Source organism: Gordonia zhenghanii (assembly GCF_021738965.1).
In the GTDB taxonomy this organism is placed as follows: domain Bacteria; phylum Actinomycetota; class Actinomycetes; order Mycobacteriales; family Mycobacteriaceae; genus Gordonia; species Gordonia zhenghanii.
The window spans coordinates 93,905-107,938 of sequence record NZ_JAKKOQ010000008.1 but is presented as its reverse complement, the minus strand read 5'-3'; the positions used below and the strand labels follow the sequence as shown (position 1 = coordinate 107,938).

The window sequence follows — 14,034 nt, the reverse complement described above, 5'->3', positions numbered from 1 at the left end:
TGGGATGCGCCGGGCCGTCGCTGCGGTCGCCGTCGCTGCGGCGACCATGCTCACGATCACCGGCTGTTCGTTGATGCCGGCGAGCTGGTCGGCCGCGTTGGGGCAGTCCAAAACGGTTACCGCGTACTTCGACGATGTGTCGGGCCTGTACGAGGGCAACGACGTCGCCGTGCTCGGTATGCCGGTCGGTCGGATTCTGTCGGTCGAGCCGCAGGGCACCCGCGTCAAGGTCGAGATGACCATCGAGGACGATATCGCGATCCCCGAAGACGTGACGGCCGCGATCGTCAACACATCGATCGTGACCACCCGACACGTCGAGCTGACGCCCGCGTACACCGGTGGTCCGAAGCTCGGCGACGACGGCGTCATCAAGAACAGCAAGGCTCCGGTCGAGATCGGGACCCTGTTCGACTCGATCGATCGACTGGTGGTGAACCTGTCGGGCGACAAGCCGGGCGAAGGCCCGATCGCCGATCTCGTCGACATCACGTCCGGCGTCGCCGACGGCAACGGTGAGCGTCTGCGCGACGCCCTCGATGCGTTGGCCAAGGCAGGAAAGACCGGTGCGGACAACGGCGACGCGATCGTCGACATCCTCAAGTCGTTGAGCACGCTCACGACGACGCTGACCGACAACTATCCGAAGATGCTGCAGTTCTCGTCGTCGATGACGCAGGTCTCGCAGATGCTCGGCGACCAGTCTGCCGGTCTGGTCGCCACCCTCGGCGACTTGAACCGGACGTTGCAGAACACCTCGGAGTTCTTGGAGAACAACGCGGGCACCATCAGTTCGTCGACCGGACGATTGAGCGCGGTCATCGGAAACCTGTCGGACTACTCGCGGCAGGTCGTCGAAGCGGTCGATGTCGCGCCGCTGCTCTTCCAGAACCTGTCGAACTCGATCTCGGCCGAGCAGGGCGCGTGGCGCGCGTCGGTCCTCCTCGACAAGTCGCTGGTCGACAACGAGCTCACGGCGACGCTCTGCGAGGCGATCAGAGTGGACAAGAAGGGATGCCGAAACGGGCAGCTGAAGGACTTCGGCCCAGACATGGGCATCTACTCCGGACTGTTGGGGCTGTTGACGAAATGACACGCATGAGGAAGTTCGCAGCCGCAGTCGTCGCGTTGGCGACGACGATCAGCCTGGCCGCGTGCGGCGCGGTCCCCGGCATCACCGTCGAGCAGATCCCGTTGCCTGCCCCGGGCGGCATCGGTGACGCGATCACCGTCCACGCGTCGTTCGACAACGCGCTCAACCTGCCTGCCCAGGCAAAAGTCCGACTGGGCGGCACCGACGTCGGCCAGGTCGACGACATCGTCGCCGAGAACTATCAGGCGAATGTCACCATGTCGGTGTCCAAGAGCGTGACGCTCCCGACCGGCACCGGTGCCGAGCTCCGTCAGGCGACGCCCCTGGGCGACGTGTTCGTGGCGTTGCTGCCGCCGCAGGATCCGTCGAAGGGGACGATCGGCGACGGCGGAAGGTTGACCGGCCAGACCTCGGCTGCCGCGACCGTCGAAGACATTCTCGTCAGTGCGACCGGCCTCGTCGACAGCGGATCGGTGAGCGCTTTGCAGCGCATCTTCACCGAACTGTCGACCGCGGTCGGTGGCAACGCACCCGAGTTGCACGGGGCCATCGAAGGTTTCACGACCGCGATCGACAAGTTCAACAAGAACTCGGGCCAGGTCGACGCAGCGATGGTCGACACTGCCCGCCTGACGCAGGAACTCGCGGACGGCCGGGCCCAGATCTCGGCGTCGATCAACAAACTGCCCGCGGCCATCGACGCAGTCGACAGTCAAGTCGGTTCGATCCTCACCACGCTCGACAAGTCGAACAAGGTGACGTCAGCGACCAACGACTTCCTGAAGTCCGAGAAACAGAACTTCAGCGAACTGCTGGCCAACTTGAACACCACCTTGGCGGCGCTCAACGAGTCGGCGCCGATCTTCGGGCCGCTCTCGGACCGGTTGGCCGAGCTGAATCCGAAGTGGATCAAGTCCACGCAGGGCTCGGCAGCGGCCGTCGCGGCCAAGATCTACTGGTTGACGCCCGGTGTCGGATTCGATTCGGCGTCGCGCCTGCCGGAGGCGAGTGACATCACGAAGGGCGACCACGCACTGCAAGTGACCCTGGAGCGACTGCTCGCGACTCTCGGGGTAAAGGGCAGCGGCGCGAAGAACGGGGGTCAGCGATGAAGAAATGGCTCGTCAAACGCAAGATCATCATCGGTAACCTCGGCCTCGTCGTCGTCATGCTCCTCGGTCTGGCGTATCTGGCGTTCGGCTCGCTGAGTTGGCGCCCGTGGCAGGGCACGTACGACGTGACCGTGAACTTCCCCGAGTCCGGCGGGCTGCAGGGCACCAGCAAGGTGATGCTCCGCGGTTCGCAGATCGGCGAGGTCCGCGACATCCAAGTGACCCCGTCGACCGTCCAAGTCCAGCTGCGGCTGAACGACGACGTGAAGATCAACAAGGACTCCAAGGTGGCCGCACTCGGGCTGTCGGCGGCAGGCGAGCAGTATGTGAACTTCACGCCGGCCACCACCGCGGGCCCGTACCTGGAAGACGGCGACACCATCGAGATAGGCGACCAGACTCACGTCACCGTCGCGTTCTCGTCGATGCTGCAGTCCACGCTGGACGTGATCAGCCAGATCGATGCGCCGAAACTGACGTCGACACTGCAAGAGCTCGAGATCGCGCTCAACGACGAGGGGCCGAACCAACTTAAGTCGATCTTCCACTCCGGCGGCGTCATCTTCGCCGACCTGGCCCGGGTGCTTCCGCAGACGACGAAGCTCATCGAGAACCTCGGCACCGTCTTCAAGACCACGGCAGACATCCAGCCGGACTTTCAGAAGCTGGCGACGGGCACCAACGACCTGATGACCGCCGTCGTCGATGCGGACGGGGAGATCCGGACACTGCTCGGCAACGGTCCGGCGCAGTTCACCTCACTCGCCGGCTCGTTGTCCACGATCACCGATCCGGTCACCGACATCGTGAAGCAGTTTCTGGACATCGGCAGGCAGGGGGCGCTCCGTGCGCCGACTCTGGCGAACCTGTTCCCGGCGATCCGCGACGGCAGCATTCAGTCGCAGAAGATGTTCCACGACGGCGCATGGTGGGCGTTGGCCTCGTTGTATCCGCGCCCCGCGTGCAACTACTCGTTGGCGCCGGTGCGGCCGACCAAGATCCTGGAACTGACCGTTCCGACCAACCTGTACTGCGAGACCAAGGATCCGACGCTGCAGACTCGCGGCTCGGCGAATGCTCCCCGGCCCAAGGGCGACGATACCGGGAAGCCACCGCCGAACTACGATCCGAATGCACGCACGGTTCCGCTGGACAAGTGAAGGATGTATGAGCTCCGAGGATTCTGAGATCGAGAACACCGCCTCCGACGAAGGGCACGAGACCGAGACCACGAAGGTAGACGTCACCGATTCGTCCGATGACACGGCAGGCGCGACCAGCGGAGTCGCCGCGAAAGCCAAAGCGCGGGCGCAGGCTCGCGGCGACGATCGGGAGTCGGCGCAGGGCAAGCAGTTCACCGTGTCGGCACGCGCCCTGACCCGGGTCGCGGCGGGCGTCGTCGTGATCGCGGTCCTCGCCGTCCTCGGTTTCTGCGGCTGGAAGTGGTACGACACCGAACAGGAGTTGAACGCCTTCGACGACAGCAAGGCGGCGGCCTCCGAGTACGTCACCCAGTACTTCGGCGTCCTGCTGAAGGACGGTGCGTCCGCTGACCAGCTGAAGGCGAAAGTCGGCCCCTTGTCGACAGGCGCCCAGAAGAAGCAGATCGAGACGTCGGCGTCCGAGACGGTGAAGTGGCGCGACACCCAGAAGCTCGCCAACGTGACGACCAAGATCAACTCGTCGATGGTCGAGTCGTTCTCGAAGGATCACGCGGTGACCGTCGTGAGCTTCGAGTTCACCGGAACGTCGGCGACCGCGCCGGGCGGCGGCCACGCCGTCACCCTCATTCAGTTGACCCTCGACAAAGTGGATGGCGACTGGCTCGTCTCCAATGTGCAGGCGGTCCCGGGGATGGCAGGCGGAGAGTCGGCGGCCACCGGCGATCCGAGCCAGCAGACCGGGCCGGTGCCCGCGATGCCGACACAGCCGGCAGGCTGAGCGGACCTTCGCTGGTCGAGCGGATCTTCGCTGGTCGAGCGGATCTTCGCTGGTCGAGCGCACCTTCGCCGATCGAGCGGAGTCGAGATCCTGGGTCTCGACTCCGCTCGACCAGCGGAAGCTGTCTCGACTCCGCTCGACCAGCGGAAGCTGTCTCGACTCCGCTCGACCAGCGGAAGCTGTCTCGACTCCGCTCGACCGGCGTGGAGGGTCTCGACCGGCGGTGGGGGCGAGCTCTACAGGAGCTCGAGGATCACGGCAGGACGGTCGCCGAAGACGACGTCTGCGGTGACGTCGCCGTAGTGGTCGTCGCCGGTGACGGCGTCGCGCCACACACCGGGCGGCAAGGGGATCACTGCGTCCTCGCGCGCCGGCCCGGGCCGGAAGGTCTGGGCCAATCGGACTCCCGCCACCAGCACGCGTGGCTGACCCTCCGCGTCGCCTCGAGTGAAGGCGATGACGTGGATTCCGCTGGTTCCGCGGCAGACGACGGCTTCGTACACGCCGCCCGGACCGAAGCACTCGGGGTAGCGCCGTCGTACGGCGAGAGTCGTCGCAATCATCGCTGCCTTCGGGTGGTCGAGTGACTGCCCGTAGTCGACGGGTCTGCGGTTGTCCGGGTCGGTGAGCGAATCGTCCCACCACTGGGTGCCCTGGTAGACGTCCCCGACGCCCGGCGCCGCCAACGACACCACCTTGCGCGAGACGGACTCGTCGCGTGCAGGTCGGGCGATGATCTCGACGAAGTCGCAGATGAGGTCGGCGGGCGTCCCGGTCAGGAGGCGGTCTATCCACTCGATGACGTCGGTCTCGGCGGCGTCGTTCACGGCCGTCCACGACGAGACGACCCCCGCTTCGCGCATCGACTTCCGCGCGTACGCGTGGAAACGCTCGCGGACGGCGGGGTCCGGGGCTCCGGTGTCGGGCCATACTCCGATCAGGTTCTGCAGTAAGTAGTAGGCGGTCGGCGCGTGCGGAGGCGGTGCGATCCGCCAGAGCGTCAGAACCAACACGGTCCACCGTTGCGGGATCTGGGAGATCAGCGCGATTCGCGCCCGAACGTCCTCGCTGCGCTTGGTGTCGTGGGTCGACAGGGCGGTCAGTGCGCGAGGCCAGTGACGGGCCCGGTTCGCCAACGCTCCGTGGAACTCATCACGATCGACGGACGGCACCAGTGGAGTGCAGCCGAGTTCGTTCGCCGAGACCAGGCGTCCGGTCCGGTTGTACCCGATGTCCTCGATCGCCTTGGCCGTCACCGCCGACACGGCTTCGCCGAGCCTGGCTACGGCCTCCGGTGCGGTGTCCGGGTCGGTGAAGGCGCGGGCCAGCACGTCGAGGCCGTCTTCCATCGACGGGGCTTCACTGCGGATGCGCGCGATCCTCGCGAGGATCGCCGGGGTGAGGGATGGATAGCTACCGGGTCGGGCGACGGGTGCACGCGAGATGAGCGTCGTGACGGCCGCCTGCACTTTGTGGACGGGGACGCCGGGCGCCGACTCCGCGAACAATGCGGTCGCGCGGCGGACACGGTCGGAGAACAGATCGATGAGCGTCACGTGGCGGAGCTCCGCCGCCCGCGCATTCAGAGCGTCGCCGTCACCGGACATGCCGGTGATGCGTTGGTAGACCTCAGAGAGCTCGATCGCGCCGGAAGGAGCCGTGAAAGCACCTTCGATCAGGCGGAGCTGGTCATAGCCTGTCGTGCCGTCGACCGGAAGCTCCGGGTCGAGTCGTTCGCCGACGCTCAGTCCCTTCTCCACGTACAGCAGTCGATCGCCGATGTCCTCGCGGAGTCTGCGGCAGTAGCCGATCGGGTCGATGAGTCCGTCGAGGTGGTCGACCCGGACGCCGTCGAAGAGGTCCTCGTCTGCCAGTTCCCGAAGCCAGGCGTGGGTGGCGTCGTAGACGCGCGGGATCTCCTGGCGGAGGGCGGCGAGCTCGTTGACGGCGAGGAATCGCCGATAGCCGATCTGGCGGCTGTCGAAGGGGACCAGTCGATAACGCTGGCGATCGAGCACTTCGCGTGCGGAACGGCCTGACGACACGGTGTCGTCAGCGGTCGGAAGGTACCTGTCGCCGAACCACAGTTCGCCGTCGGTGAGGCGCAGTTCCGAGAGGTCGCCGTCGGCGGGCAGCCACGGCAGGCACAGCGCGCCGTCGCCGAAGTCCAGATCGAGGTCGAAGTACTCGGCGTACGGGGAGTCCGCGCCGTTGCGTAGGACGTCGGCCCACCAGTGGTTGTGGCGGGCGTCGAACACGCCGATGTGGTTGGGGACGATGTCCAGGACGATGCCGATCCCGCGGGCCTGTGCGTGTGCGCGGAGCAAGCGATAGCCGTCGACGCCACCGAGTTCGGGGGCGATGCGGGCGGGCGGGCACCAGTCGTAGCCGTGTGTCGAACCGGGCATGGCGGCGAGGATCGGCGACAGATAGAGGTGACTGATCCCGAGCTCGACGAGATGGTCGAGGATGCCTGCGACCTCGGCGAACGCGAAGTCGGGCGTGAGCTGCACCCGGTATGTCGCGACCGGGTCGGCCGGGACCGTGGTCATGGCGCTCCGATCGTGGGCGGGTTGTGCCCGATCAGTCGAACGGGCCGAACGACGGTCCAGTCCACGGCAGTTCAGCCTCCAGTGCACGAGACAGGGCGCTGCTCAAGCTGCGGACGTACGTCGCTCCGAGATGGTGGAAGTCCTTGTAGACGATGATGTTACCGACGATCGCGGGGCAGAACGTTTCGTCGCACACGTGGTCGGACATGTCGAGGGGATGCAGGAGCGGGTTGAGCAGGGCATAGTCGGTGATCGGATCGACCAGAGCCAGCGCAGCTGCACGCTCGGAGCCGCAACTGTGCGCGTCGCCGCCATCGGCGAGGCAGCCCGGTGTGTTGATGGGGCGCCCGTCGTCGTCGTGCGGCCACGGCGTGTCACGGATGGCGATCACCGGAATTCCGGCTGCGGTCAGTTCGTCGAACACCTCGAGGTAGCCGGGCGGCACATAGTCGGCAGGCCCGTCGGGTCGCGGTCGCGTCGAGTTCGTGAAGACCGCGTCGGGGCGGACTCGTTCGAGTTCGTCGAGAACCTTTCGAACCCAGGTAGTGCACTCCGGGTACGGCGTCCCGTCGATGCGCGTCGGATTCTTCTCGAGCGTGAGGGGACATCCCATCTTCAGGTAGGTGGTGACTTTGAATCCGTTGCGTTTGCCGATGATGTCGAGCGCCGGGACCCACATCTCGGCATGCGAACCGCCCGCGACGGCGATCGTGCGCTCGGCGTCGGGGTCGCCGTACACGCCGACGTGGAAGTCGAGGTCGGCGAAGTCGGACATCACACCGTCGGCGGTCGTCGGAGCGAGATCGAACTCGGCTGCCAGCGGTGTCGGTTGCGGGTCGCGCGCGGGTACCGGGATCTCGTCGATCCAGGCGCGGGCGCCCGGATACAGATGGGGGTCGATGTCTTCTGTGCCGATCGCGACGGTCGACATGTGGTGCTCCCACAGTTTGGCTCCGGTGCCGACGACGGCGGCGCCGAGCACCAGGAACGCTGACATGATCGCGGCGTAGCGGATCCGAGGACGTCCAGGCCAGTGACGGGCGGCGAGCGGCGAGCGGTTGCCTCCCCGCAGTGGGTCCTCGATGTAGCGCTTGACCAGCCATGCCATCCCGAGCGAGACGGCGAGGATGCAGGTTCCCTCGATGAACGTCGCGTGATCGGAGTCCGCGTACGCGAGGTAGAAGATGAGCAGCGGCCAGTGAATCAGGTACAGGGCGTACGCGAGGTTGCCGAGCCAGACACCCTGCCGGGAGGCCAGAGCCCGGTTGGCGGCCGGACGTGGCGCGGTCCCGGAGCCCGACCAGATGATGAGCAGCGTCGCGCCGACCGGCACCCAGGCCATCGGCCCCGGGTACTCGGCGACTCCGTCGATCCACCAGCCGCACGACACGATGAGCGCGAGGGCTCCAACGGTGATGAGTGTCCGCAGCCAGGACGGCAGACGGACGCTCGGCATCCAGACGGCGAGCAGGCCGCCGGCGAGTGGTTCCCACAGGCGTGCGAGCGTGTCGTAATAGTTGTACGGCTGGTTGGCGCCCTGCTGAACCGTCGCGTGATAGAACGACGCGGCGGCGATCACCACGACGACGACACCGATCACGGTACGGATCACCGATGCCTTGGTGAACGCGGGCAGCAGGGTGCCGAGCAGTTTGAGGGCTGCGGCGAGGACGAGTGCGAACAGCATGGTCGCGACGAAGAACTGGCCTTGCATCGACATCGACCACAGATGCTGCAGAGGACTGTTGTCCGAACTCGCCGCCAGATAGTCCTGCGAGTTCCACGCGAGATAGTAGTTCTGGAAGTACAGGGCGCTGGCGATGATCTCGCGGCCGATGCTGACCCACCGCGTCTGCGGAAGAAGGATCAGGGCTCCGATCGCGACACCGATCAGGACGGTGACCAGAGCGGGGAGCAGTCTGCGCAGCAGACGGGACAGTCGTGGCCACGGGTTGAGTGTGTCGCGGAACGTGGCGACCGGATCTGCGGATGCGATCGCATGTCGCAGCAGCGAACCGACGAAGAAGTAACCGGAGAGGGTGAGGAACACGTCCACGCCGCCGGAGACTTTGCCGAACCAGACGTGGAAACAGGCGACGAGTGCGATGGCGACTCCGCGTAGACCGTCCAGGTCGGTGCGATACGCAGGACGGATGTCAGGCGTGGAGTCGGTCACGGTGTCAGTCGTTTCGGTCGGCGGACCTGGGAGCCCTATTTCATGAACGACTCATGAATGTACTCAACCGGCGCCAAAGACCTCTAATCGGTCGAGGCGGTTGCCCGAGCTCGAGCGCCGGCGACGATCACGTCGAGTCCGCCGGCGAACTCGCTGTCGAAATCACGTCCGGACGGCCCGGTGACTCCGAGCCGCTCCATCTGGGTGCGGGTCTGCTCCTCGATGGTGAGGCCGATCGTCAGCTGGCACACCGCCGTCGCCACGCCTGCCGCAGTCTGCTCGTCGAGTCCGCCGTCGCGGGCGACGGTGACGATGGTCTGGACCGTCGACCGGTGCGACAGTCCGGACGCCCACGCCGATGACACGATCTCGGCGCTGTCGGGAACGGCGAGCAGCGCTGCCCGCATGGTGACCGCGGTGCTTCGAATCCGTTCGGGCGCTGAGCCTTCCGTCGGCGGCTCGACGGCGTCGAGGATGTCGTCGGCGAGTGCGGCAAGCATCGTCTGCTTGTTCGGGAAGTGCCAGTAGAGCGCATTCGGTCGGACGCCGAGGTCGGTGGCCAGCCTGCGCATGGTCAGGTCGGCGAGGCTGTGCTCGGCCAAGATGGCACGTGCCGCGGCGAGGACGTCGGTCCGGGAGTTGCTCACCGGGCCAGGGTAGCCGCCGTGAATCGACCGTCCTGTACGTCGTACAGGACTACCTGTACGGTGTTCAGGACTACGGCGTCTCGCTGTGGCGGAGAACGTGTGAGGAGTACGGAGTGGACCAGGCCACCATCGAGCGGATCGACGCCGATCACGTGTGGCATCCGTACGGCGGTTTTCCTGCGTCGACGTCGCCCCGCGTGGTCGAGTCGGCGTCCGGGGTCCGTTTGACGTTCGCCGACGGATCGACCGCGATCGACGGGATGAGTTCGTGGTGGGCGGCCATCCACGGCTACCGGCACCCGGTTCTCGACGCCGCGGCGACTGCACAGCTCCAGAAGATGTCGCACGTCATGTTCGGCGGCCTCACCCATGAGCCTGCCGCGCGTCTGGCCGCGACTCTCGTCGACCTCGTCCCCGAACCACTGACCAAGGTCTTCTTCGCCGATTCCGGGTCGGTGTCCGTCGAAGTCGCGATCAAGATGGCCGTCCAGTACCAACGCAGTCTGGGGCGCACCGAACGGAATCGAATCCTGACCTGGCGTGGCGGCTACCACGGCGACACGTTCGCGCCGATGAGTGTGTGCGACCCGGACGGCGGAATGCACGCCATGTGGCGCGGCGTCCTCGCCGAGCAGGTGTTCGTGCCGGAGCCGCCGGTCGACTACGACGAGGACTACATCGCGCTCGTCGACGACACGTTGACCAGCCAGCGCGACCGGATCGCCGCGATCATCGTCGAGCCCGTCGTGCAGGGGGCAGGCGGTATGCGATTCCACGATCCGCGGCTGGTGAGTGCACTGCGGGGCCTGTGCGACGCCCACGACGTTCTCCTGATCTGCGACGAGATCGCGACCGGATTCGGTCGGACCGGGGAACTGTTCGCCGTCGACCACGCCGGGATCGCGCCCGACATCCTGTGTGTCGGCAAAGCGTTGACCGGCGGCTACCTGACCTTGGCTGCAACGGTGACGACCGAGGAGATCGCCGAGGTCATCAGCCGCGGTGAGGCCGGCGGCCTCGCACACGGGCCGACGTTCATGGCCAACCCGCTCGCGTGCGCGGTCGCGTCCGCGTCGCTGGACGTGCTGGTCGCATCGGACTGGCGGAACAGGGTCCCGCAGATCGAGGACGGGCTGCGCACAGGTCTCGCCCCGCTCGCGGACCTCGACGGTGTGGTCGACGTCCGGGTGCTCGGGGCGATCGGCGTCGTCGAACTGGACCGCCAGGTCGACATGCAGGCGGCGACCGACGCCGTCCTCGACGCGGGCGTCTGGCTGCGCCCGTTCCGCAATCTGATCTACACGATGCCCCCGTTCGTCATCGACGACGCCGATCTGGCCGCGGTCACCGCGGGGCTCGGTGCGGGCGTCCGGGCGACGCTCGCGTCTTCGTCCTGCCAGTCGAGCGCTCCTTCCTCTCAGTCGAGCGCTCCTTCCCCGCGGTCGAGCGCTTCCTCACCGCGGTCGAGCGCCTCCTGCTGGTCGAGCGAAGTCGAGACCCCCGCATGAGTGCCGCGTGGCTCGCCGCCGTCGCCGACCGCACGCGCGCCGCGGGCCTGCATCGCGCGCCCGTCGCGCGGCAGTCGGGGGCCGGCGAGATCGACTTGGCGTCCAATGACTACCTGGGGTTGTCCCGACACCCGGCGGTGATCGCGGGCGCACACGCGGCGGTGGACACCTGGGGGACGGGCGCGACGTCGTCGCGCCTCGTGGTCGGGACGACGCAAGCGCACCTCGACCTCGAGAACGACTTCGCACGATTCCTGGGAACGGAGTCGTCGCTGCTGTTCTCATCCGGGTACCTCGCCAACGTCGGCGCGATCACCGCACTGGTCGGACGCGGCGACCTCATCGTCAGCGACGCCGGAGCCCACGCGTCCCTGATCGACGGTTGCCGGCTGTCGAAGGCGAGGGTCGTGGTGGTCGACCGTGGTGACCACGAAGCGGTTCGGCGCACGCTCGCGCGGCGCACCGAAGAGCGGGCGCTGGTCGTGACCGACTCCGTGTACAGCATCGACGGGCGGCTCGCTCCGCTGCGAGAGCTGTACGCAGCGGCCCGAGACACCGGAGCGATGCTCCTCGTCGACGAGGCCCACGCGATCGGTGTCCGCGGGCCGGGTGGCCGCGGTCTGGTCGCCGAATGCGGGCTGGCCGGATCCGATGATCTGACCGTGACCGCAGTCTGCTCCAAATCACTTGCCGCGCAAGGGGGCGTGGTCGCCGGACCCGAGTTGTTGCGTGACCATTTGATCGATCACGCGCGGACCTTCATCTTCGACACCGGTCTCAACCCGGCGGCGGTGGGCGCTGCGCACGCCGCGCTTCGGGTACTGATGGCCGACCCCGGGCTACCGCTTGCGTTGCGACGCAACGCCGATCGCATCGCGGGCGCACTCGGGGCGCCTGCCCCCGACTCGGCTGTCGTCTCACTCGTCGTCGGCGATCCAGCCGCGGCCGTGACCGCTGCAAGCATCTGTCGGGATCGAGGCGTTCTCGTCGGCTGCTTCCGGCCGCCGTCGGTCCCCGAAGGAACATCGCGACTTCGTCTCACGGTGCGCGCCGACGTCGACGACGCGACCCTCGACACGGTCGCCGACGTCGTCCGTGACGCCCTGGCATCCTGTGCTTCCTCTCGTTGGTCGAGCGAAGTCGAGACCTCCCGATGACCGCGCGCGTCCTCGTCGTCACGGGCACCGGCACCGACGTCGGCAAGACGATCGCCGTAGCCGCCATCGCCGCCGCGGCCGGAGCGGGCGGCCTGCGCGTCGGCGTCGTCAAAGCGGCGCAGACCGGCGTCGCTCCGGGGGAGCCCGGCGACCTAGCGACCGTTCAGGCACTGGTCGGCGACGTGCCGACCAGGGAAGGCGCTCGCTACCCGGACCCGCTCGCACCCGAGACCGCAGCACGCCGGGCGGGGCTGCCGTTCCTGGCGCTCGACGACGTGTGCGGAGCGGTCGGCGACCTGTCCGACGATTGCGATCTGGTGATCGTCGAAGGTGCTGGCGGCGTCCGGGTGCGACTCGCACCGGACTTGACGATCGTCGACGTCGCGCGCGCCTTGCACGCACCGGCCGTCGTCGTCACGGATCCGGGTCTCGGCACGCTGAACCACACCGAACTCACCGTCCGCGAGCTCCGCAGCGCGGACGTCGCCGTCATAGGCCTCGTCATCGGATCCTGGCCTGCCGATCCCGACCTGGCGATGGCGTGCAACCGCGCCGATCTCGAGCGACTGACGGGTGTGCCGATCGTCGGAGTCGTGCCTGCGGGAGCAGGTTCGCGTGCACCGAGCCAGTTCCAGACCTCCGCACCCTCCTGGGTGCTAACCAGCCTCATCGAGCCCAGCCCCATCGAGCCCAGCCCCATCGAGCCCAGCCCCATCGAGCCCAGCCTCATCGGCAGCCCGACCCATCATGATCGACAGGAGTGCATCCAGTGACCACCACCGAACAGCCGCAGAGCACTGCAGCAGCCACCGGCGACATCCTCGCCGTCGCCCGCGAGCAAGTCCTCGAACGCGGCGTCGGCCTCGACCAGGACCAGGTGCTGCAGGTCCTGCAGTTGCCGGACGAGCGACTCACCGAGATCCTCGCGCTCGCTCACGACGTACGCATGCGTTGGTGCGGTCCCGAGGTCGAAGTCGAGGGCATCATCTCCCTCAAGACGGGCGGCTGCCCGGAGGACTGCCACTTCTGCAGTCAGTCGGGTCTGTTCGCGTCGCCGGTCCGTAGCGCGTGGATCGACATCCCGTCGCTGGTCGAGGCTGCGAAGCAGACGGCGAAGACCGGAGCGACGGAGTTCTGCATCGTCGCAGCCGTCCGCGGCCCGGACAAGCGCCTGCTCGCCCAGGTCGCGGCGGGGATCGAGGCGATCCGCAACGAGGTCGACATCCAGATCGCGTGCAGCCTCGGCATGTTGACTCAAGAGCAGGTCGACGAACTCGCGGCGATGGGCGTGCACCGGTACAACCACAATCTGGAGACCTCGCGCAGTCACTTTCCGAACGTCGTCACCACCCACACGTGGGAGGAGCGGTGGGGCACGCTCCGGATGGTGCGTGACGCGGGCATGGAGGTGTGCTGCGGCGGCATCCTCGGCATGGGTGAGTCGCTCGAGCAGCGCGCCGAGTTCGCTGCAGACCTCGCGGCCCTCGAACCCGACGAGGTCCCGTTGAACTTCCTCAACCCGCGTCCGGGCACGCCGTTCGGCGACCTCGACGTCCTTCCCGCGTCGGAAGCGCTCAAGTCGGTCGCAGCCTTCCGGCTCGCGTTGCCGCGCACCATTCTGCGGTTCGCTGGCGGTCGTGAGATCACGCTCGGCGACCTGGGAGCCGAACAGGGGATCCTCGGCGGCATCAATGCCGTCATCGTCGGCAACTACCTGACGACGCTGGGCCGCCCGGCCGAGAGCGACCTCGATCTGCTGGAGGATCTGTCGATGCCGATCAAGGTGCTCAATGACACGATCTGACGACTGTCGGGCGAGGTGTACCGTCGTGGTCGCGCCCGGCGTCG

11 protein-coding genes are annotated in these 14,034 nt (G+C 67.2%); 8 read left to right on the top strand and 3 right to left on the bottom strand.

The window, feature by feature from the left end:
• The first annotated feature begins 4 nt into the window (after positions 1-4).
• From L5G32_RS10750 to L5G32_RS10735, 4 genes are read left to right on the top strand one after another with little or no spacing between them, the layout of a single operon-like run.
• Positions 5-1,093: an MCE family protein gene (locus L5G32_RS10750; RefSeq protein ID WP_372491683.1), complete on the top strand. Its 1,089-nt coding sequence runs from the start codon at positions 5-7 to the stop codon at positions 1,091-1,093.
• Positions 1,090-2,205 (top strand): MCE family protein, encoded by a 1,116-nt coding sequence (locus L5G32_RS10745; RefSeq protein ID WP_237011034.1) that lies wholly within the window; start codon positions 1,090-1,092, stop codon positions 2,203-2,205. The genes L5G32_RS10750 and L5G32_RS10745 overlap by 4 nt, the downstream gene beginning before the upstream one ends.
• On the top strand, positions 2,202-3,365 hold the full coding sequence (locus L5G32_RS10740; protein WP_237011033.1) for an MlaD family protein: 1,164 nt from the start codon (positions 2,202-2,204) through the stop codon (positions 3,363-3,365). Before L5G32_RS10745 ends, L5G32_RS10740 begins: the two co-directional genes overlap by 4 nt.
• A gap of 7 nt (positions 3,366-3,372) precedes the next feature.
• Positions 3,373-4,146: a hypothetical protein gene (locus L5G32_RS10735; protein ID WP_237011032.1), complete on the top strand. Its 774-nt coding sequence runs from the start codon at positions 3,373-3,375 to the stop codon at positions 4,144-4,146.
• Positions 4,147-4,382: 236 nt separating this feature from the next.
• Here the strand turns inward: L5G32_RS10735 and treY are convergent, their stop codons facing one another.
• The 3 genes from treY to L5G32_RS10720 all read right to left on the bottom strand — a co-directional run bounded on the left by treY (position 4,383) and on the right by L5G32_RS10720 (position 9,521).
• Positions 4,383-6,698 carry a malto-oligosyltrehalose synthase gene (gene treY, locus L5G32_RS10730; RefSeq protein ID WP_237011031.1) on the bottom strand — a complete coding sequence of 772 codons (2,316 nt, stop codon included), beginning with the start codon at positions 6,696-6,698 and terminating at the stop codon, positions 4,383-4,385.
• Between the two features lie 31 nt (positions 6,699-6,729).
• The gene (locus L5G32_RS10725) at positions 6,730-8,874 is read right to left on the bottom strand and encodes an acyltransferase family protein (RefSeq protein WP_237011030.1); all 2,145 of its coding nucleotides are present in this window, start codon (positions 8,872-8,874) and stop codon (positions 6,730-6,732) included.
• Positions 8,875-8,957: 83 nt separating this feature from the next.
• The gene (locus tag L5G32_RS10720) at positions 8,958-9,521 is read right to left on the bottom strand and encodes a TetR family transcriptional regulator (RefSeq protein WP_237011029.1); all 564 of its coding nucleotides are present in this window, start codon (positions 9,519-9,521) and stop codon (positions 8,958-8,960) included.
• 113 nt (positions 9,522-9,634) lie between these two features.
• Between L5G32_RS10720 and L5G32_RS10715 the strand changes: the two genes are divergently transcribed.
• From L5G32_RS10715 to bioB, 4 genes are read left to right on the top strand one after another with little or no spacing between them, the layout of a single operon-like run.
• Positions 9,635-11,029, top strand: a complete 1,395-nt coding sequence (locus L5G32_RS10715) for an adenosylmethionine--8-amino-7-oxononanoate transaminase (RefSeq protein WP_237011028.1) — start codon at positions 9,635-9,637, stop codon at positions 11,027-11,029.
• Positions 11,026-12,186: an 8-amino-7-oxononanoate synthase gene (locus L5G32_RS10710; RefSeq protein ID WP_237011027.1), complete on the top strand. Its 1,161-nt coding sequence runs from the start codon at positions 11,026-11,028 to the stop codon at positions 12,184-12,186. Before L5G32_RS10715 ends, L5G32_RS10710 begins: the two co-directional genes overlap by 4 nt.
• On the top strand, positions 12,183-12,959 hold the full coding sequence (bioD, locus tag L5G32_RS10705; RefSeq protein ID WP_237011026.1) for a dethiobiotin synthase: 777 nt from the start codon (positions 12,183-12,185) through the stop codon (positions 12,957-12,959). The genes L5G32_RS10710 and bioD overlap by 4 nt, the downstream gene beginning before the upstream one ends.
• Positions 12,956-13,990, top strand: a complete 1,035-nt coding sequence (gene bioB / locus L5G32_RS10700; RefSeq protein ID WP_237011025.1) for a biotin synthase BioB — start codon at positions 12,956-12,958, stop codon at positions 13,988-13,990. The genes bioD and bioB overlap by 4 nt, the downstream gene beginning before the upstream one ends.
• The last annotated feature ends 44 nt before the right edge of the window (positions 13,991-14,034 follow it).

Bases quoted from the DNA above. Each gene is read 5' to 3' on its own strand.
- L5G32_RS10750 (WP_372491683.1), top strand. From the start codon at position 5: ATGCGCCGGGCCGTCGCTGCGGTCGCCGTCGCTGCGGCGACCATGCTC.
- treY (WP_237011031.1), bottom strand. From the start codon at position 6,698: ATGACCACGGTCCCGGCCGACCCGGTCGCGACATACCGGGTGCAGCTC.
- L5G32_RS10710 (WP_237011027.1), top strand. From the start codon at position 11,026: ATGAGTGCCGCGTGGCTCGCCGCCGTCGCCGACCGCACGCGCGCCGCG.
- L5G32_RS10735 (WP_237011032.1), top strand. From the start codon at position 3,373: ATGAGCTCCGAGGATTCTGAGATCGAGAACACCGCCTCCGACGAAGGG.
- bioD (WP_237011026.1), top strand. From the start codon at position 12,183: ATGACCGCGCGCGTCCTCGTCGTCACGGGCACCGGCACCGACGTCGGC.
- L5G32_RS10745 (WP_237011034.1), top strand. From the start codon at position 1,090: ATGACACGCATGAGGAAGTTCGCAGCCGCAGTCGTCGCGTTGGCGACG.
- L5G32_RS10740 (WP_237011033.1), top strand. From the start codon at position 2,202: ATGAAGAAATGGCTCGTCAAACGCAAGATCATCATCGGTAACCTCGGC.